The 18,259-nt window shown below is 71.0% G+C and carries 18 protein-coding genes; 6 read left to right on the top strand and 12 right to left on the bottom strand.

The annotated features are described in order from the left end of the window. Positions 1-119 precede the first annotated feature (119 nt). The 4 genes from OH802_RS23925 to mraZ all read right to left on the bottom strand — a co-directional run bounded on the left by OH802_RS23925 (position 120) and on the right by mraZ (position 4,222). On the bottom strand, positions 120-1,943 hold the full coding sequence (locus tag OH802_RS23925) for a peptidoglycan D,D-transpeptidase FtsI family protein (RefSeq protein ID WP_406022770.1): 1,824 nt from the start codon (positions 1,941-1,943) through the stop codon (positions 120-122). Positions 1,944-1,956: 13 nt separating this feature from the next. Continuing rightward, positions 1,957-2,553 (bottom strand): hypothetical protein, encoded by a 597-nt coding sequence (locus OH802_RS23930; RefSeq protein WP_406022772.1) that lies wholly within the window; start codon positions 2,551-2,553, stop codon positions 1,957-1,959. Beyond that, positions 2,550-3,548 carry a 16S rRNA (cytosine(1402)-N(4))-methyltransferase RsmH gene (gene rsmH / locus OH802_RS23935; RefSeq protein ID WP_406022774.1) on the bottom strand — a complete coding sequence of 333 codons (999 nt, stop codon included), beginning with the start codon at positions 3,546-3,548 and terminating at the stop codon, positions 2,550-2,552. Before rsmH ends, OH802_RS23930 begins: the two co-directional genes overlap by 4 nt. A 251-nt stretch (positions 3,549-3,799) precedes the next feature. Continuing rightward, complete coding sequence (mraZ, locus tag OH802_RS23940; protein ID WP_008363047.1) at positions 3,800-4,222, bottom strand: division/cell wall cluster transcriptional repressor MraZ; 423 nt, start codon at positions 4,220-4,222, stop codon at positions 3,800-3,802. Between the two features lie 254 nt (positions 4,223-4,476). On the opposite strand from mraZ, the gene OH802_RS23945 reads away from it, so the two are divergent. From OH802_RS23945 to OH802_RS23955, 3 genes are read left to right on the top strand one after another with little or no spacing between them, the layout of a single operon-like run. Then, the gene (locus OH802_RS23945; protein ID WP_406022777.1) at positions 4,477-5,454 is read left to right on the top strand and encodes an AAA family ATPase; all 978 of its coding nucleotides are present in this window, start codon (positions 4,477-4,479) and stop codon (positions 5,452-5,454) included. A gap of 21 nt (positions 5,455-5,475) precedes the next feature. Beyond that, a complete protein-coding gene (locus tag OH802_RS23950) occupies positions 5,476-6,768 on the top strand; it encodes a DUF58 domain-containing protein (RefSeq protein ID WP_406022779.1) in 1,293 nt (430 codons plus the stop codon). Further along, complete coding sequence (locus OH802_RS23955) at positions 6,768-9,056, top strand: transglutaminaseTgpA domain-containing protein (RefSeq protein ID WP_406022781.1); 2,289 nt, start codon at positions 6,768-6,770, stop codon at positions 9,054-9,056. The genes OH802_RS23950 and OH802_RS23955 overlap by 1 nt, the downstream gene beginning before the upstream one ends. Before the next feature lie 24 nt (positions 9,057-9,080). Here OH802_RS23955 and OH802_RS23960 read toward each other — a convergent pair whose 3' ends face one another. The 5 genes from OH802_RS23960 to OH802_RS23980 all read right to left on the bottom strand — a co-directional run bounded on the left by OH802_RS23960 (position 9,081) and on the right by OH802_RS23980 (position 12,832). Continuing rightward, on the bottom strand, positions 9,081-9,449 hold the full coding sequence (locus OH802_RS23960) for a DUF3040 domain-containing protein (protein WP_406022782.1): 369 nt from the start codon (positions 9,447-9,449) through the stop codon (positions 9,081-9,083). Positions 9,450-9,594: 145 nt separating this feature from the next. Beyond that, positions 9,595-10,800, bottom strand: a complete 1,206-nt coding sequence (gene dinB, locus OH802_RS23965; RefSeq protein ID WP_406022784.1) for a DNA polymerase IV — start codon at positions 10,798-10,800, stop codon at positions 9,595-9,597. Positions 10,801-10,833: 33 nt separating this feature from the next. Then, on the bottom strand, positions 10,834-11,559 hold the full coding sequence (locus tag OH802_RS23970) for a methyltransferase domain-containing protein (RefSeq protein ID WP_406022786.1): 726 nt from the start codon (positions 11,557-11,559) through the stop codon (positions 10,834-10,836). 49 nt (positions 11,560-11,608) lie between these two features. Then, positions 11,609-12,070, bottom strand: coding sequence for an SAV_6107 family HEPN domain-containing protein (locus OH802_RS23975; RefSeq protein WP_406022788.1), 462 nt, complete (start codon positions 12,068-12,070; stop codon positions 11,609-11,611). 168 nt (positions 12,071-12,238) lie between these two features. Then, positions 12,239-12,832, bottom strand: a complete 594-nt coding sequence (locus tag OH802_RS23980; protein WP_406022790.1) for a hypothetical protein — start codon at positions 12,830-12,832, stop codon at positions 12,239-12,241. A gap of 142 nt (positions 12,833-12,974) precedes the next feature. On the opposite strand from OH802_RS23980, the gene OH802_RS23985 reads away from it, so the two are divergent. Both OH802_RS23985 and OH802_RS23990 read left to right on the top strand, forming a co-directional pair. Continuing rightward, positions 12,975-13,610 (top strand): DUF4126 domain-containing protein, encoded by a 636-nt coding sequence (locus OH802_RS23985; RefSeq protein ID WP_406022792.1) that lies wholly within the window; start codon positions 12,975-12,977, stop codon positions 13,608-13,610. Beyond that, entirely contained in the window at positions 13,520-14,932 is a 1,413-nt protein-coding gene (locus OH802_RS23990) for a phytoene desaturase family protein (protein WP_406029395.1), read from the top strand. The genes OH802_RS23985 and OH802_RS23990 overlap by 91 nt, the downstream gene beginning before the upstream one ends. A gap of 7 nt (positions 14,933-14,939) precedes the next feature. Here the strand turns inward: OH802_RS23990 and metF are convergent, their stop codons facing one another. Then, a complete protein-coding gene (metF, locus tag OH802_RS23995; protein WP_406022794.1) occupies positions 14,940-15,830 on the bottom strand; it encodes a methylenetetrahydrofolate reductase [NAD(P)H] in 891 nt (296 codons plus the stop codon). A 34-nt stretch (positions 15,831-15,864) separates the two neighbouring features. On the opposite strand from metF, the gene OH802_RS24000 reads away from it, so the two are divergent. Beyond that, positions 15,865-16,950: a polyprenyl synthetase family protein gene (locus tag OH802_RS24000; RefSeq protein ID WP_406022796.1), complete on the top strand. Its 1,086-nt coding sequence runs from the start codon at positions 15,865-15,867 to the stop codon at positions 16,948-16,950. 6 nt (positions 16,951-16,956) lie between these two features. On the opposite strand, the gene OH802_RS24005 is transcribed toward OH802_RS24000, so the two are convergent. Continuing rightward, entirely contained in the window at positions 16,957-17,634 is a 678-nt protein-coding gene (locus OH802_RS24005) for an anti-sigma factor domain-containing protein (protein WP_406022798.1), read from the bottom strand. Then, on the bottom strand, positions 17,624-18,226 hold the full coding sequence (gene sigK, locus OH802_RS24010) for an ECF RNA polymerase sigma factor SigK (protein ID WP_406022800.1): 603 nt from the start codon (positions 18,224-18,226) through the stop codon (positions 17,624-17,626). Before sigK ends, OH802_RS24005 begins: the two co-directional genes overlap by 11 nt. Positions 18,227-18,259: the final 33 nt, after the last annotated feature.

The following is an 18,259-nucleotide window of genomic DNA, read 5'->3' on the forward strand; positions in this document are numbered from 1 at the left end:
CTCGTCCGTCACAGCGCACAGGCAATGCCTGCACTTCTCCGGTGTTGCATTGCCCGAGAAGTGCAGGCCTGAGAAATTTGCAGAGGCCGGTGAACCGGGTATTCCTGCAACCGCGCAACTCACCAACCAGTGGGCATCTTCGAAGGCTCGGTGCCGGTCGGCGGGACGCCGTAGCGGCGCAGGGCGAAGGACATGATCTGGGAGAAGACCGGGCCGGTGACGGTGCCACCGCCACCGCCGTTGCCGGGGTTGTGGATGGCCACGTAGACCGTGAACCGCGGGTCGTCGGTGGGGGCGAAACCGCCGAAGGAGACCGTGGTGGTGCCGTCGTAGCACTTGCACTCGGAGTTGACCCGCTGCGCGGTTCCGGTCTTGCCGGAGACGCGGTAGCCGGGAACGGCGGCCTGCGGAGCGGTGGCGTTGTCCGGGTCGTTGATGACCCGCTCCATCATCTCCGCGGTCTGGGAGGCGGCCTCCTCGGAGACCACGCGGGTGCGATCCGCGGTGTCGGTGCCGACCTCGATGCCGGAGTTGTTGGTGGCGCTCCCGGCGATCAGGCTCGGGTCGATGCGTACGCCGCCGTTGGCGATCGTGTTGAGCGCGGCGGTCATCTGCACGGCGTTGACCGAGATCGACTGGCCGAAGTCGATGCGGTCCTCGTCGGCCGGGTTCCAGCTCTCCGGCGAGGCGAGCAGACCGGCCGACTCGGTGTCGAGACCGAGGCCGGTGCGCCGACCCTGACCGAAGGCGGCCAGGTAGTCCCGCAGCTGGCCGTCGGAGTACTTGTTCGCGGCCATCACGGTGCCGATGTTGGAGGACTTCGCGATCACCCCGGCCAGGGTGAGCTTCTCCATGCCGTGCTCGTACCAGTCGTGGATGTCGGCGTCACCCGAGCGGTAGGACCCCGGCACCTTGAGCCGGGTCGAGGGCGAGACGAGCCCCTGGTCGAGCAGGCCGGCGACGGTGAGCACCTTCTGCACCGAGCCGGGCTCGTAGACGTTGGAGAGGGCGTTGCTCCCGCGCAGCGACTTCGGCGAGGCGGCAGGGTCGCGGGCATCGAAGGTCGGGTAGTCGGCCAGGCTCAGGATCTCGCCGGTCTGGGTGTCCATGACCACCGCCATCCCCGACTCCGCGCGCGACTTCTGCACCGCGTCCATCAGGGTCTGCTGGACGTAGTACTGCAGGTCGCGGTCGATCGTGAGGGTCAGGTCGTTGCCGTCGACGGGGTCGACGCGGTTGTTGGTGCCCAGCGGCATCCGGGTGCCGCTGACCGGGCTGGTCGCGTCGTACTCGGCATGGCCGTCCTTGCCGGCCAGGTGCTTGTCGAAGGCGGCCTCGAGGCCTGCCAGCGGGCCGTCGTTGCCGAGGAAGCCGACCAGGTTGGCCGCGACGTCGCCGTTCGGGTAGTTACGCAGCGGGTCGCGGCTGGTCCACAGCCCCTGGTAGCCCTCCTTGCCCGCCTTCTCGACCGCGGCGGTCGCCTGGGTCGCGGGCACCTGACGCTTGATGTACTGGAATCGGCTCCCGTCCTTGCGGAGCTTCGCGAGCGCCGAGGCGTAGTCGACCCCGAGCTCCTTGGCCAGGAACGCGGCGATCGCCGGGGCGTCCTTCTTCGTCTGCTTCGGGTCGGCCAGGACCATCAGCCCGTCGGAGGAGTCGGCCAGCGCCTCGCCGTCACGGTCGAGGATCTCGCCGCGCTCGGCCGGCAGCACGACGTCGACGACGTTCTCGGCGGCCGCCATCGCGGCGTACGAGTGCGGGTCGATGCCCTGCAGCTGCACCAGCCGGCCCCCGAAGACCGAGAGCACCATCGCCACCAGGATGAAGCCGACGCGGAGCCGGATGTGCACCGGCCCGCGTCGCTGCGTCGCCTTCGGCGTCGACCGCGCGGCAGGGCGGCGCGCCGGCCGGCGGACCTTCCGCTTGACCTGTCGCTGGGCCATCGCTCCGCTCCCCCTACCGAGCCTCGCCCGAAGACGTACGCTGCTGCTCCTCGGCCGTCTGCTTCTCTGCCGCCTCCTGGGCGCGCTTCTTCTCGGCGAGCTCGGCCGCCTTCTTCTTCGCGGCGGCCGCCTCGGCCGCCTTCTGCTCGGCGACCAGCACGCTGTAGGGCTTGGCGACCTTCGGGTGCAGCGGCGGCGTCGCGGATCGGTCGGCCGCGGCCGCCTCGCCCTCGATCTTCGCCTCGGGGACCCGGAGCATGGCCGCGTTCTGCGGAACGACCATGCCGAGGTCCTTCGCCTTGGCGGCGATCTTGTGCGGGTCCTCCATCTTCTTCAGCTCACCGTCGAGCGCCTGCTCCCGGGCGGCCAGCGTGGTCGCCTGCTCCTGGAGACGCTGCTCCTGGAAGGCCGACTGCTGCATGGAGGTGTTGAAGACCAGCAGACCCACGACGCCACCGATGAGCAGCATCGAGACGAGCACGACGAACGGCAGCCGCGGCGCCATCGGGGCAGGCAGCGGCGCCGGCACGGCGGTGAGCCGTGTCTGGGTCGTCTCGTTGGCCCGGTCCGGGCTGCGCACGGGCGCCTGTGGCGCGGCGGCGATGCTCATCTGGCTGCTCCAGGGTTCGACTTGGGAAGGTTGGTTCGGGGCTTGGTGCGCTCCACCGCGCGCAGTCGCACAGAGGCGGCGCGCGGGTTCTCCTCGATGTCTGCTTCGTTGGCCTGCTCGGCACCACGGGTGAGCAGGCGGAATGACGGCTCGGCCTCGGGCGGCACGAACGGCATGTCGGGAGGTACGTCCAGCTTCGTCGCCTCGGCGAAGGCCCGCTTGGTGAGCCGGTCCTCGAGCGAGTGGTAGGACTCGACGACCACACGGCCACCGACGCCGACGGCCTCGAGAGAGTCCGGCAATGCCGTACGCAGCGCCCCGAGCTCGTCGTTGACCTCCATCCGCAGCGCCTGGAAGGTGCGCTTGGCCGGATGTCCGCCGGTGCGACGGGCAGGTGCCGGGATCTCCGCGTAGAGAAGCTCCACCAGAGGCGCGCTCGTCGTGAACGGCACCGTCTCGCGACGCTTGACGATGGCGTAGGCGATCTTCTTGGCGAACTTCTCCTCGCCGTAGTCCCGCAGGATCCGGGTCAGGTCCGCCGCGGAGTAGTTGTTGAGGACGTCCGCCGCGGTCTGACCCCGGGTGGCGTCCATCCGCATGTCGAGCGGCGCGTCCTCCGCGTAGGCGAAGCCGCGCTCGCGCTGGTCGAGCTGCATCGAGGAGACGCCGAGGTCGAAGAGGACCGCCTGGACCTCGTCCAGACCCTGCCCGGCGACGACGTCGAGGATCTCGTCGTAGACCGCGTGGACGCCTGTCCACCGGTCGCCGAAGCGGGCCAGCCGCTCCCCCGCGATGCCGAGGGCGTAGGTGTCTCGGTCGATGCCGATCACCCGCGACCCGGGAACGCGCTCGAGGACGGCCTCGGTATGACCACCGTGACCGGTCGTGCAGTCGACGAGCACGCCACCATCGGCGAGCGCCGGCGCGAGCAGGTCGACGATGCGGTCGAGCATCACCGGCACGTGCTTCTGGTTCGTCACCGCCTCGACCCCCATCGCACGGCTTCGTCTGGTGTGTGTTCTCCCCCAGCTCTTTGGCAGAGCCACGGGCTGACAACGCCACGGATCCGCAGAGCCAGGTCTCATGCCCGCTCCGTCACCACCAGGTGCCGTCCGGAGCCGGGGAAGGTGCCCCGGATGGCTGGATGAGTGGAGCGGGACTGAGACCTCGTCCTGCGGATCCGCTGTTGACTTGTTTCGTTTCTGATCAGCTCTGCTGCTTGTCGCTTTGTCGATCTGTCCCTTTATCAGTCCGTCGACTCGTCGAGGTCTGCGAACTTGGCCTGTGCACCCGCGGAGTACTCCGCCCACTTGGCCGGGTCCCAGATCTCGATCCGGTCCATCACACCGATCACGACCACGTCCTTGACGATCCCGGCGTAGTCGCGCAGGAGCGGCGGAATGCCGATCCGGCCCTGCTTGTCGGGTGTCGTCTGCTCGGCCCCCGCAAAGAGGACACGGGCGTAGTCACGTGCGTCCCGAGAGGTGAGCGGCGTCTGCTGGGCCCGCTGCGCCTCCTGCATGAAGACGTCCTCGGGCCACACCACGAGGCAGTTCTCCTGACCTTGCGTCACGACAACCCCCTCCGCCAGTCGATCTCGGAACTTTGCCGGGAGGAAGATCCGGCCCTTCTCATCGAGCTTCGGCGTGTACGTGCCCATGAAGAACATGTGCTCGCCCCCGCGGTCAGCTCAACGTGGATCGTTCCTCCACTTTGCCCCACCGTACCCCACAATCCCCCACATTCAAACCACCTTCCTCCCCCACGAGGCGATTTCCCACCACCGCCCGCTCCCCCGGCCCGCGTGCGGCGGAGGCCGGCGGCATACCGCCTACAGGTCACAGTCGGGTGAATGACGCAGACGCCCGTAGGCGCTACCCCGTACGGTGTTCCCATACGCAGGGTGAGTCGGAAGGACGCGACGTGACGACGCCGTTGGAGGCCTCATCGCATGGGGCAGAGATCGAGACATTGGTGCGGGTCGCGGGCCGCATTCGCGACAGCATCGAGAAGGTGATCGAAGGAAAGACCGACGTCGTCGACTCCACGCTGACCGTGCTGCTCGCCGAGGGACACCTCCTGATCGAGGATGTGCCCGGGGTCGGCAAGACCCAGCTCGCGAAGGCGCTGGCGCGCTCGATCGACTGTTCGGTGCGCCGCATCCAGTTCACGCCAGACCTGCTCCCGAGCGATGTCACCGGGGTGTCGATCTTCAACCAGAACACCCGGGAGTTCGAGTTCCGCCCGGGTGGCATCTTCGCCAACATCGTGGTCGGCGACGAGATCAACCGTGCCTCCCCCAAGACCCAGTCGGCGCTGCTGGAGTGCATGGAGGAGCACCAGGTCACCGTCGACAACGTGACCTACCAGCTGGACTCGCCGTTCATGGTGATCGCGACCCAGAACCCGATCGAGATGGAGGGGACGTACGCCCTCCCCGAGGCGCAGCGCGACCGGTTCATGGCGCGGGTCTCGGTCGGCTATCCGCCGGTGGCCTCCGAGATTGCGATGCTGGCCAGCCACAGCGCGTCCAACCCGCTCGACGACCTGGACCCGGTCACCGACGCCGTGGAGATCCGCAAGCTCGTCGGCGTCGTCAACCAGATCTACGTCTCGGAGGCGGTCCGCCGCTACACCGTGGCCCTGACCGCGGCGACTCGCACCAACAACGAGCTCGCCCTGGGCGCCTCGCCGCGGGCGAGCCTCCACCTGCTGCGGGCCGCTAAGGCTCATGCCGCCCTGCACGGACGCGAGTTCGTCCTCCCCGATGACGTACGCAGGCTGACCGGTCCGGTCCTTGCCCACCGTCTCCTCCCCAGCGCCTCCGCGGCGATGCACGGCCGGTCGGTCACCGACATCCTCGAGTCCGTCGTGTCCGCCGTCGCGGTGCCACAGTCCTGATCCACGAGGGAACCGTCCGATATGCGTGAGGCACTGTCCGGGCTGACCATCCGGGGCCGGGCTTTCCTGGCCGCCGGGATCACCGCCATCGTCTGCGGGATCCTGCTGGACCAGTCCACACTGTCCCGGATCGGGATGCTGCTGGTCGCGCTGCCGCTGGTCACCGCGGTGGTCGCCGCCTGGGGCCGCTACCGGCTCGCGCTCGTCCGCCACATCGAGCCGCACCTGACCGAGGCCGGTCAGCCGGCCAAGGTCGAGCTGACCATCGCCAACGAGGGCCGGATCCCCACCGGGACCCTGCTGCTGGAGGAGACGGTGCCGTACGCCCTGGGTGGGCGCCCGCGCTTCGTGGTCGACCGGATCGGCTTCGGGTGGCGCCACAAGCTCGGCTACCAGATCCGCTCCGAGATCCGGGGCCGCTTCGACATCGGCCCGATGCGCGTGACCGTGGCCGACCCGTTCGGCCTGGTCGAGCTCAACCGCGCCTTCCAGTCCACGGTCCCGTTCACGGTCACGCCGAGAGTGGTCCCGTTGCCCCCGACTCCCCTGACCGGCAACGCGACCTCGTCGGGCGACTCCCGGCCGAGGGCGTTCCTCGGGGGCAGCGCGGAGGACGTCACGGTGCGTGAGTACCGCCGCGGCGACGAGCTGCGGCGGGTGCACTGGCGCAGCTCGGCCCGCCTCGGCGAGCTGATGGTGCGCCGCGAGGAGCAGCCCTGGCAGGCCCGCGCCACCGTCTTCCTCGACAACCGTCGCCCGGTCCACCGCGGCCAGGGCGCGGGCTCCTCCTTCGAGCACGCCGTCGTGGTCGCCGCCTCGGTCGCGGTGCACCTGGTCGAGGCCGGCTACTCGGTGCGGCTGGTGACCTCCGGCGGAAACACCCCCGGTGCCGCGGGCAGCGGTGAGCTCAATTCCGGCTGGCACGACCGCGAGGGCCAGGCCGACGCGGCCGCCCTGCTGGAGGCGCTCGCCGTGGTCGAGACCGTCCAGCACCACCGCATCGACGCCTCCTGGATCGGCGAGGCCGGACAGGGCGGAGTCACCGTCGCGGTGCTCGGCTCTCTCGACGAGGACGACGCCGGCGTGCTTCGCCGGGTACGTCACCACACCGGGTCCGCGCTCGCCTTCTCGCTCGCCGTCGACGGCTGGAGCGCGGTGCACCTGGCGCCGGAGCAACGGCGGCCCTGCGGCGTACCTCTGCTCATCCAGCACGGCTGGAAGGCGGTCGAGCTCGGGGTCGGTGACTCGGTGGCCACGCGCTGGCGCGAGCTCGGCACCCGGGGCGCGGCAGCGGGAGTGGGGGCAGCGCGATGATGACCTCTCGAGACGCACGCGGCGTCGTGCCCGCCATGGCGGTGCCGCTGACCTGCTTCCTGACAGTGCTGTTCGCGCTGTCGTCATGGGGCTCGTTCACGAGCACCCGGTTCCCCTACCTCGGCCCGATCCTGGTCGCCGGCCTGCTCGTGGTCGGCACGGGCATCTCCGCGCGGCTGCTGCGCGTGCACGGCTCGGTCGTGGTCCTGCTGCAGGTGCTTCTCGGCACCATCGCGACCAGCCTGCTGGTCGTGCAGCACCCCTTCCCCGTCACCGGCGGCGGCCGGGCGCGGGTCACGGCCGAGATGACCGAGGCGTACGTCGCGTTCAACCCGTTCGACCTGCCGATGTCCGGGTCGGAGGTGGCGCCCTACCTCATCCCGGGCGGTGTCGCGGCGGTGCTGCTGGCCGACATCCTCGCCGTCTCGCTGCGGCGGCCGCCGATGATGGGGCTCGTGGTGCTGGGCGTCTTCACGGTGCCGTTCAGCATCATCGGCGCCGGTGGCTGGGGCGGGGTCTCCTGGGTCGTCTTCGCGCTCACCGCGATCTCGTTCCTGGTGATGCTGCGCCTCGACCGAGCCCAGCAGCTGAGCCGCTGGGGCCGGCGCCTCGATGACGACCTCCCGGTGGTGCCCGCCGCCGGGCCGGCTGTCATCGGCGTCTCCGCGGTCGTGATCGCGCTGCTCACCCCGGCTTGGCTGCCCAGCCCGAACGTCTCCCTTCCCGGTCTGGGTCCGGGCGACGGCAACGGCCCCCTGCGAGTGATCAACCCGACCGTCGGGCTCTACGACGACCTGCGCCGGCAGAGCGACCAGGTGATGGTGTCCGTGACCCCCGTCTACGGCGACACCGAGACTCCCCCGTCGTATCTCCGCGTCGGGGCCCTGACCAAGTTCACCGGTACGGAGTGGACCTCGGGCAACCGCGACGTGCCCTCCGACCACAGCGGGGTGGCCACCTTCGAGCCGCCGATGTCCGACGCGTCCCTGCTCGGCGATCCCACGACCTACCAGCTGCGGGCGAGCGCGAAGTTCCAGTCGACCTGGCTGCCGATCTTCTCCCATCCCCTCGAGGTCACCGCCCGGGGGCCGTGGCGCTACGACGAGGACACCCTCGACTTCATGTCCACCGAGGGCAGGGACCAGACCGTCGCCGGGCAGAGCTGGCGGATGACCGCCGCCCCCGTCGAGCCGTCCCAGGAGCGCCTCCTCGCCGCCGGCGACCCGGGCGTCGGCGCCCCACCGGGCATGACCGACCTGCCGCTGCTCCCCGACGAGATCGAGGAGATCGCGTTGGAGCGGACCGCCGGCCAGGACCGGCCGTTCGCCCAGGCGGTCGCCCTGCAGAACTGGTTCCGCCACAGCGGCGAGTTCACCTACAGCCTGGAGCGTGACGTCGGCTCCGACAGCGCGGCCTTGCTGGACTTCCTGACCGACAACAAGATCGGCTACTGCCAGCAGTACGCCACGGCGATGGCCGTGCTCGCTCGCGAGCTCGGCATCCCGGCCCGGGTCGCCTTCGGCTTCCTGGGCGGCGACCAGGACGAGGACGGCGTGTGGCAGTTCCGCGGCCGAGACCTGCACGCCTGGCCCGAGCTGTGGTTCGAGGACATCGGCTGGATCCGCTTCGAGCCGACCCCGGCGGCCGCCGACACCAGCGAGCCCGGCTACACCACCGGTGCGCTGGGCAACGCCCGCAACGAGCCGGAGGCGCCTGTTCCCAGCGCCGGCACGAGCGTCGCGCCGGTGCCCAACCGTCCGCAGCGCGAGGAGCCGGACACGCCCGAGGTCGCCGACACCGGCACCGAGGAGTCCAACGCCGGCGCCGTCTGGACCGGTCTGGGGATCGTCGCTCTGGTCGGCCTGATCGCGCTCGCGGCGCCGGCCGTGATCCGGCGCCGGCGGCGTACGACTCGCCTCGCGGGCGACGCCGAGGCCGGCTGGAGCGAGCTGGGCGACACCGCGATCGACCTCGGTCTCCCCTGGACCGGGACCCGTTCACCCCGGGAGGAGGCCGCCGGCCTGGCCCCGCATCTGCAGGATCGCGAGCCGATGCTCGCGCTGCAGCGGATCGTGGCCGCCGTCGAGCGCAACCGCTATGCGGAGCACCGTGACACCGCGGCGGTCGGGGACGACGTACGCCTGGTCTCGGCCACGCTCAGGGAGCACGCCGATCGGCGTGCCCGGCGCCGGGCGCGCCTGTGGCCGGCGTCGGTCTTCCGCCGTCCGCCGACGCCAGCCTCCGACGGACCGGTTGCACGGTCCGAGCGGGAGCTGATCTCGTCCTAGAGGTCCCTCTGAGAGGTCATTCCCTCAGAGGTCGTTGTCGCGGCGGCGCTGCTTCCAGCGCTCGCTGGCCCGGTCGAAGAACGAGCTGCGGGGCGCGTGGTCCCCGTCGTCCTCCTCGACCGCGGCAGCACCACGAAGAGCGGTGAGCAGCACGGAGGTCGAGGCCAGCATCACCAAGAAGCCGACCACCCCGACGATCCACATCCGTGAGATCACACCGGTCATCAGCAACGCGACACCACCGGCGAGCACGATGCCCGCGATGACCGCGTGTCGACGTTGGGCACGGCGCAGGGCCGTGCCTCGGAGGGCGGAGGCGAACTTCGGGTCCTCCGCCGAGAGCGCGCGCTCCATCTGCTCGAGCAGGCGAAGCTCCTCTTCCGAGAGTGGCACCGTACCTCCCATGTCCTGTTGGGGTATCCCCAAGTCTAGGCTGGCCACCCTGAAGGCGGTAGTGAGCCCAGAAAATTCTTGCCCCTTGACGTTCTGCCACATGGCACAACCAAGACCGATTGTGTCAAGCAAAGTGGCTGGTGCGTCAACCCCGGCCCTGATCGAGCAGGCTCGCGCGGCGTACGAGGCTGGATCCGAAGCGCTCGGCGACCTGGTCGATGGCGCGGTCGGCCTCGGACCAGCCCCGCTCCCGCTCGCCGAGCACCAGCTGCCGGTCGGTGCCCTCGCGGGCGACCAGGTGCTCGACCCGGACCCCGACCAGGCGCAGGGCCCGGCCCCGGAGATTCAGCTCGTCGTAGAGGCGGACCGCGGTGGCGTGCACGTCCTGGGTGACGTCGGTGGGATCAGGCAGCGTGCGCGAGCGCGAGATGGTCTTGAAGTCGGTGAACCGCACCGTCAGCGCGACCGTGCGGCCGACCGTGCCGGCCCGCCGCATCCGCCGGGTGACCCGGGCCGAGAGGCGCAGCAGCTCGCGGACGATGTCCTCGCGGTCGCTCAGGTCGTGGCCGAAGGTCTCCTGGGCGCCGGTGGACCGGTCGGGCAGGTCGGGGCCCAGCCGCCCGGTCAGCTCGCGCCGGTCGGTGCCGGTGGCGAGCCGGTGCAGGTGGCCACCGAGGCGCGGGCCGAGGATCTGGTGGAGGGTCGGTACCGGGGTGCGGGCGATGTCGCCCACCGTCTCGAAGCCGAGCCGCCGCAGCCGGGTCCTCGTGCTCGGGCCGACGCCGTAGAGCTCACCGACGTCGAGCGGGTGGAGGAAGCCGGGGATCTCCTCCGGCCGCACGACCACGACGCCGTCGGGCTTCGCCTTGCGGCTGCCGACCTTGGCCACGCTCGGGGTGGGCGCGACGCCGACCGAGCAGGTGATGCTCAGCTCCTCGGCGATCTGGCGGCGGATCCGCTGGGCGATCTCCTCGGGGCTCCCGAAGAGCCTGGTCGCTCCCCGTACGTCGAGGAACGCCTCGTCGACGCTGACCACCTCCACCAGCGGGGTGGCGCGGCGGAAGATCTCGCGGACCTGATGGGAGACCTCGGCGACCTCACCGAAGTCGAGACGGACGGAGACGAGCTGAGGGCACAGCCGTCTCGCCATCGAGCCCGGCATCGCGGCCCGCACGCCGTAGGCCCGCGCCGGATAGTTGGCGCAGGTCACCACGCCACGGGCATGTCCGCCGACCACCACCGGCTGGTCCCAGAGCTCGGGCTGGTGCCTGATAGCCACCGACACGAAGAAGGCGTCCATGTCGACATGGAGGATCGGGGTGGCCTCCGGAGCGCCGGCGGAGGAGGTCACCCCGATCCTCCAAGGACGCGGACAAGCGCCCCGTCAGCGAAGCGAAGCGAGCAGATGCAGCTGCGAGGCCAGCGGCAGATAGTCCGGACGCGTGGACGCCGCCTGCTCCAGATCGACCAGTGCGTTGGTCGCGCCAGGGTCGACATCGAGCAGCGACCCGGGAACGTGATCCACGAAGACACGTACGCCGCGAACGTCCGAGACCGCGAACCCGGCGGCCTCGAGCAGCCCGGTGACCTCGTCGAGAGCGAAGCGCCGACCGGAGCGCCCCTGGGAGGTGGTGTCGTCGAGAAGCTCTGCGGCCTGCGCGAAGTGGCCGGCCAGAGCACGGGAGAGGACGGCGGCGGTGCGCTGGGCGACCAGCAGGCTGAGCGTGCCGCCGGGACGGAGCACCTCGCGGATCCCTGCCAGCGCCTCAGCAGCGTCGGGGACGACCTCGAGGACGCCGTGGCAGAGCACCACGTCGGCACCGCTGGGGTCGGCGACGTCGGAGAGTGCGGACAGGTCGCCCTGGCGCGCGTCGACGGAGACGCCGGCCTCGCGCGCCCGGCGGTCGAGCGCGGCCAGCGCATCGGGGCTGGGGTCGACGACGGTGACCCGGTGGCCGAGCCCGGCGATGCGTACGGCTGAGGTGCCGGTGCCGCCGCCGATGTCGAGGACGTCGAGCGGCCCGGAGGCCAGGACCGGGTCGAGCGCGTCCCAGACGGCGACGGTCCGGGCGCCTGCCCGACGACTGGTGGAAGCGGAGCCAGCTGACATGGGGCCAAGCGTAGGCCCTGCCTCCCACCCTGCGTACGCCACACCTGGATCAGCCCACGAGGCGGTCGTGCCGGAGCTGGGTGGCCTGCGAGGTGTGGGCCATCAGGCCGAGCGACTCCTCGACGACGGCGAGGAACCGGTCGGCGTCACGCACCTGCTCGTCGGCCTCCTCCGCGGTGACCGCACGGATCGAGCCCGCCTCCGCCGCGGCGCGCTTAGCGGCGCCGGCGGCGAAGTAGTCGGCCCACTCGGAGAGCTCGGGCGCGACCTTCTTGAGGCGGACCCAGGCGTTCCACGGACGACGGCGACCAGCGCGGCTCGCGGCCTCGACGGGGTCGGTGCGGGCGGCGATCAGAGCGGCGGCGGCCTGGAGTGCGGCGACGTGAGCGATGGCGTACCTGCTCGGCACGTCGTCGGCCACGATCGCCTCCGCGAGGGTCTCGGTGGCTCGGAAGAGGTAGTTGTGCGTCGTGGCCGGCAGCAGATGCATCGGGTCGTCCTTCTCGCTCACGGTCGACCCCGCAGTGGACGGCTCCGGCGGGCGTCGGGGGTCGAGGACGACGCCCGCCAGAGCCTGGTTGTTCGAACATCTGTTCGAACACGTGATTAAACTACACCCCACCACCGACAGTCACAAGACGTTCGGTGGCGGGGCGTGTCGAGCGGTGCTGCCGGCCGCTCAGTCTTCGGCGACGGCGCCGCGGATGAGGTGCGGCGGGTGGATGTAGCGGGTGTTGGCCGGCAGCCACATGACCACCAGCAGCCCCGCGGCGATGACGATCGCGATCGCGGTGAGCACGCTGATGATCACCGGCGGGCCGGTCAGGATGCCGCCGACGCTGGCCACCGCGGAGATGAACACCAGGAACGAGATCGTGATGCGGGCCCACTCGAAGCCGTTTCGGAGGAAGACCGCGAGCACACCGAGCATGCCGGCCATCACACCGAACAGCGTGATCGCGGGGGCGATGAACGCCGGCGCGCTGACCCGGTTGTCGGTGGGCGGGTTGATGAGGGCCTCGAGCCCCTCGGTCTCCAGGATGCGCTTGGCCGAGGCGTTGCCCTCCGCCCACGCGCGCACCAGGTCATCGGAACGCAGCACCATGACCACGACCACGACGGCGCTGAACGCGATCAGACCGACGATCAGCCGGACCGCCCACGTCATCTCCCGCGGCACGGGCTCAGCAGCGAGGGCCGCCACCTCGACGGTGGTCTCCAGGTCCTCGTTCACGACCACACCTTCGTTCTCGTCGGGTGTCGTCATGGTCATCCGGTCTCCTTGCGACGTGGGGGAACTCTGCGTTGATCAGCCCATTCTGCCGCACGGGGCACAACGGAGGTAAATACGGGATCGCGTGCGCTTGGTCTCGGGCCGAGTCCGAACTGTCGGTGTCGTACGCCAAGATGTCTCCATGGAATCTCTAGCGCTGACCTTCTCCAGCGGGTGGGCCAGTGGCATCAACGCCTATCTGGTCGTGCTGGTGCTCGGCGTCGTGCAGCGTACGACGGGGGCCGAGGAGATCCCTGACGTGCTCGGCACCTGGCCGGTGCTGGCGGCCGCCGGGGCGATGTTCGCCATCGAGTTCGTCGCGGACAAAGTGCCGTACGTCGACTCGACCTGGGACTCGATCTCCACGGTGATCCGGCCCACGATCGGCGCCGTGATCGGCGTCCTGCTCGCCGGCGAGGCCGACTCGCTCAACGCGGCCGTCGGCGGCGTCGTGGGCGGCACCTCGGCGCTCATGTCCCACCTGGTCAAGGCCAGCGAGCGGCTGGCGGTCAACTCCTCCCCCGAGCCGGTCTCCAACTCGGTGGTCAGCCTGGCCGAGGACGGCCTCGTACTCGGCGTGGTCTGGTTCGCGACCGAGCATCCGCTGGCCGCCGCCGGTATCGCCGCCGTTCTGCTGGCCGCCGGGCTGGTGCTGGTGTATTTCATCGTCCGCACCATTCGCGGGGGCTGGCGCAGGCTGACCCGGCGCGGAAGACGTGGCGCCCCGCCGTCGGAGGGCCCGGCCGACGGCACGACCAAGCCCTACCCCGTCCAGTGACGCGCGTCGTCGTCCTCGGGGGCGGGTACGCCGGAATGGCCAGCGCCGCCAGGCTGGCCAAGCTCGGCCACTCGGTGACCCTTCTCGAGGCCTCCGGTCAGCTCGGCGGCGCCCTGGTACCCGTGCGTGAGGAGGGGTTCACCTGGGACGCCTCGGCGACCTCGACGCTGCTGCCCGCGGTGATGCGCGACCTGTTCCGCAAGTCCGGGCGGCCGGCCGAGCGAGAGCTCGAGCTGGTGCCGATGGACGTCATCCGCGAGCACCGGTTCGCCGACAAGACCTCGGTCTCGGTGCCCGGCGGCACCCGCGGCGCCCAGCTGGCGGCCTTCGACGAGCTGGGCCCGGGCATGGGTGAGCGGTGGACCGACTACGTCGCCAGGTTCAGCGAGGACTGGGAGGTGCTGCGCCAGCACTACTTCGAGGTGCCGTGGGAGCCCTCGGCCCTGCCCGCGGCCGTCGCGGAGCGGTTCCGGTCGCGCGAGACCCTCCACAAGCGGCTGCGCAAGACGTTCAAGGACGAGCGGCTCAGGCTCGTTGCGGCGCACCCGTTCGTCGCGGCGGGGCAGGAGCTGCGTGACGTACCTGCCTGGGCGGGGCTCACCGCCTATCTCGAGCAGCGCTTCGGCGCCTGGCGGGTCGAGGGCGGGATGGGGGTCGTGGCCGAGGTGCTCGCCGCCCGGATGACCACCCGCCGGGTCTCGGTGCAGACCGCGACCCGCGTGGAGGACATCGTCGTACGTGATGGACGGGCGGTCGCGGTCAGCACCACCGCCGGCGAGATCGATCTCGGCGCCGACGGAGCGGTCGTGGTCGCCTTCGATCCGCGCTCGCTGCCGGCCCTGCGGCCGCTGGTGGAACGTACGTTGCCGGCGATCCCGCCGATGACGTTCCACCTCGGACTCTCCTCGCTGCCCGATCACCTCGTCGATCTTCCCGACGAGCTGGTGCTCCACGGCGAGCCGACCCTGGTCGTACGCACCCGCGGGCTCGCCCCCGAGGGCCAGCATGCCTGGACGATCCACTCCCACGGCAAGCTGATGGAGGACGTCCTGCTGGCGCTGGCGCGCCACAAGATCGATCTGCGCGAGCACGTCGTGCACCGTGTCGACCTGGGCGCCGCCGAGCTCGTACGCCGCTGGCGCGGGTCGCCGCTGGGCGTGAAGTGGGCGGGACGGGGCACGGTGTTCCAGCGCCTCGGGCCGCGCACCCCGCTCCCGAACGTCTACGCCGCCGGCGCCCACGCCACCCCCGGCTCCGGGCTGCCGTTCGCCGGGCTCTCGTCCGCGCTGGTCGCGCAGTCGATCGGGCCTGCCGAGAAGTGAGCGCGGCCTAGACGGTGACGTTGAGCTTGGCGAAGATCTCCAGCGTCGCCTTGGAGCGGTTGAGGGTGTAGAAGTGCAGCCCCGGGGCGCCTCCGTCGAGGAGCTCCTGGCAGAGCTCGGCGGCCACGGCGATGCCCTCGGCACGGATGTCGGCGGGCTCGGGGCCAGCGGCGCTGAGCCGCTCGACGATCTCCTCGGGGACCTCGGCCCCGATCAGCTCGCTCTGGCGGCGGATGGCGGCGAGGTTCAGGATCGGCATGATCCCGGGCAGGATCGGGATGTCGACGCCGCGGGCACGGACCCGGTCGACGAGGCCGAAGTAGTCGGCCGCACGGAAGAACATCTGGGTGACCGCGAACTCCGCGCCGGCCCTCGCCTTGGCGACCAGCACGTCGGCGTCCGCCTCGAGCGACTCGGCGCTCGGGTGGCCCTCCGGGAAGGCGGCGACGCCGATGCGGAAGTCACCTCGCTCACGGGCCAGGTTCACCACGTCGATCGCGTAGTCGAGACCGCCCGCGGTCGGGGTCCACTCGGCGCGCGGCCCCTCGGCGGGGTCGCCGCGCAGGGCCATCACGTGCTCGACGCCCTTCGCCGCGTAGGAGTCCAGGATCCCCGCCACCTCGTCGCGGGTGTGGCCGACGCAGGTCAGGTGGGCGACCGGGAGCAGCTCGGTCTCCGCGGCGATCCGGCCGGTGATGGCGACCGTCTTGTCACGGGTCGAGCCGCCGGCGCCGTAGGTGACGCTCACGAAGGTGGGGCGGTAGGGCTCCAGTGCGCGCACGGCGTTCCACAGCTGCTCCTCGCCGGCCTCGTCCTTCGGCGGGAAGAACTCGAAGGAGAACGAGCGCTCACCTTGGTTGATCAGCTCCGCCAGGGAGCGTCCACGTCCAGTCACCATCGGGCCATCCTAGGCAGTGCCCTAGGCTCGGAGAGTGAATGAAACGTGGGACGCCGATGAATTCCGCAGTCGCGTCCAGGGGGCGCTGGACACCTTCCTCGAGACGCAGTCCCAGCGGTTGGCTCCGCTCGGTGACGAGGTCGAACCGCTGCTGCGCCGCGCCCGCGAGTCGATGTCCGGCGGCAAGCGGCTGCGGGCCGCGTTCTGCTACTGGGGCTTCCACGCGGTCCGCCCCTCCCCCTCGCCGGCCGAGGAGGAGTCGCTCGTCCGGGCGGCCGCCGCGCTCGAGCTGCTCCAGGCCTCGGCGCTCGTTCACGACGATGTCATCGACGACTCCGACACCCGGCGCGGAGCGCCGGCCGCGCACCGCGCGTTCGAGGCCGACCACTCCGCCGCGGGCTGGCCGGGCCGGTCCCGCGCCTATGGCGACGCCGCGGCCGTGCTCCTCGGCGACCTGCTGCTGACCTGGTCGGACGAGCTGCTGCGTACCTCTGGGTTCGGGGGCTCCGAGACCTCGGCCGCCCTCTCGGTGTTCGACCACACCCGCAGCGAGGTGATCGCAGGGCAGTTCCTCGACATCACCGTCCAGGCCCGCGGCGCTGCGGACGTCGAGGCAGCGATGAAGGTGGTCCGCTACAAGGCGGCCAAGTACTCCGTCGAGCGCCCCCTCCACGTCGGCGCCGCCCTGGCCGGTGCCTCCCAGGAGCAGATCGAGGCGCTGTCGGCCTACGGCCTCCCCGTCGGCGAGGCCTTCCAGCTCCGCGACGACCTCCTCGGCGTCTTCGGCGACCCCTCGGTCACCGGCAAGCCGGCCGGCGACGACCTGGTCGAGGGCAAGCGCACCGTCCTGGTCGCCCTCGCGCTGAAGGCGTCACCGTCCGCCGATGCCGACCTCCTGGACCGCTCCCTCGGCCAGCCGCTCACCGTGGACCAGGTCGCGGCGCTGCGTACGATCATCGCCTCCTCCGGTGCCGAGCAGCAGGTCGAGAAGACCATCACCGAGCTCGCCGACCAGGGCCTCACCGCCCTCGACGACGCCAAGTCGTCGGGCGTCCTCGACGCCAACGCCGCCGAAGTCCTCCGCGCCCTCGCCACCGCCGCCACCCAGCGCACGGTCTGACCGGCGTCAGAGGCGCTCGGCAGGCATCTGGAAGAGGACCTTCTCGGAGGGCTTGTCGGAGCCGCCCTCGGGTTCCATGGTGACCATCAGGTCGCCGTCCTCGACCGGTACGGCGACGGCCATCTCCTCATCGAGGACACCGGCGGACTCCATGCCGGCGTCGGTGTGCCACCAGACCTGATAGGTCATGCCCGCGGGGCGGTCGAGGTGGGCGGTGTCGACGGCGACCATGTGCATCTCGTGGGACATCGCGACCATCAGCTCCCCGTCGGAGGTCTCCTCCTTGTGCATCCGCGCGTCCGGGGCCGACATCACCTCGGCGGCGGTCATCGCGGGCGGGTCGTCATCTCGTACGACGACGCCGACCGTCACGCCGACACCGATGATCAGGGCTGCGACCGCGGCGATCGCGCCCGCGAACCAACGACGACGAGCGCGGCCCGCGGCGACCACGGGCGGGAGCTGCGGAGTCTCCGAGGCCGTACGCATCACCCGTGCGCGCAGCGACGCCGGAGGGGTCTCGGCGACCTCACCGGCCAGCGACGCGGTCGCCGACCGCAGCGAGTCGACCTCCTCGCGGCAGTCGGGACAGGCTGCCAGGTGCGCCTCGACCTCTGCTCGCTCACCGGGCTCCAGCGCGTGGAGAAGATAGGCCCCGACCAGACCGTGTACGTCAGGCGCCATCCCGAACCTCCAGGCAATCACGAAGACGGATCAGCCCGTCCCGCATCCTCGACTTCACCGTCGGCAGCGGCCGGCCGAGCAGCTCGGCGACCTCGGGATAGGTGAAGCCCTGGTAGTAGGCCAGCCGCACCGCCTGGGACTGCAGCGGCGTGAGGGAGTCCAGGCAGCGGCGTACGCCTTCGTGCTCCGACGCCGTGACGACAGCGTCCTCCGGGCCGGCGACGTCCACCGGCTCCCGCCGGCCGACGTGCTCCTCCCGCGCCCGCGAGGCCTGCGTGGAGCGCACGGTGTCGACCGCGCGACGGTGCGCGATCGTCAGCACCCAGGTCCGGACGGAGCCGCGCGACGGGTCGAACCGGGCCGCCTGGCGCCACAGCTCGGTGAACACCTCCTGGGTCACCTCCTCCGCACGCGAGGGGTCGCGCACGACCCGCCGGGCGACGCCGAAGACCAGCGGAGCCAGCTCGTCGTAGAGGCGGCCGAAGGCATCGAGGTCGCCACCGGCGACCGCGGCGAGCACCGCCGCCGGGTCCAGGTCGTCATCGGGGTCAGGTGGCGACTCGTCGCCCACGACCCGCAGCGCTCGCCGCATGCGCACCCCTTCCGACAAATGACAGATCTCATC

This window comes from Nocardioides sp. NBC_00850, assembly GCF_045207335.1.
Lineage (GTDB): Bacteria > Actinomycetota > Actinomycetes > Propionibacteriales > Nocardioidaceae > Nocardioides.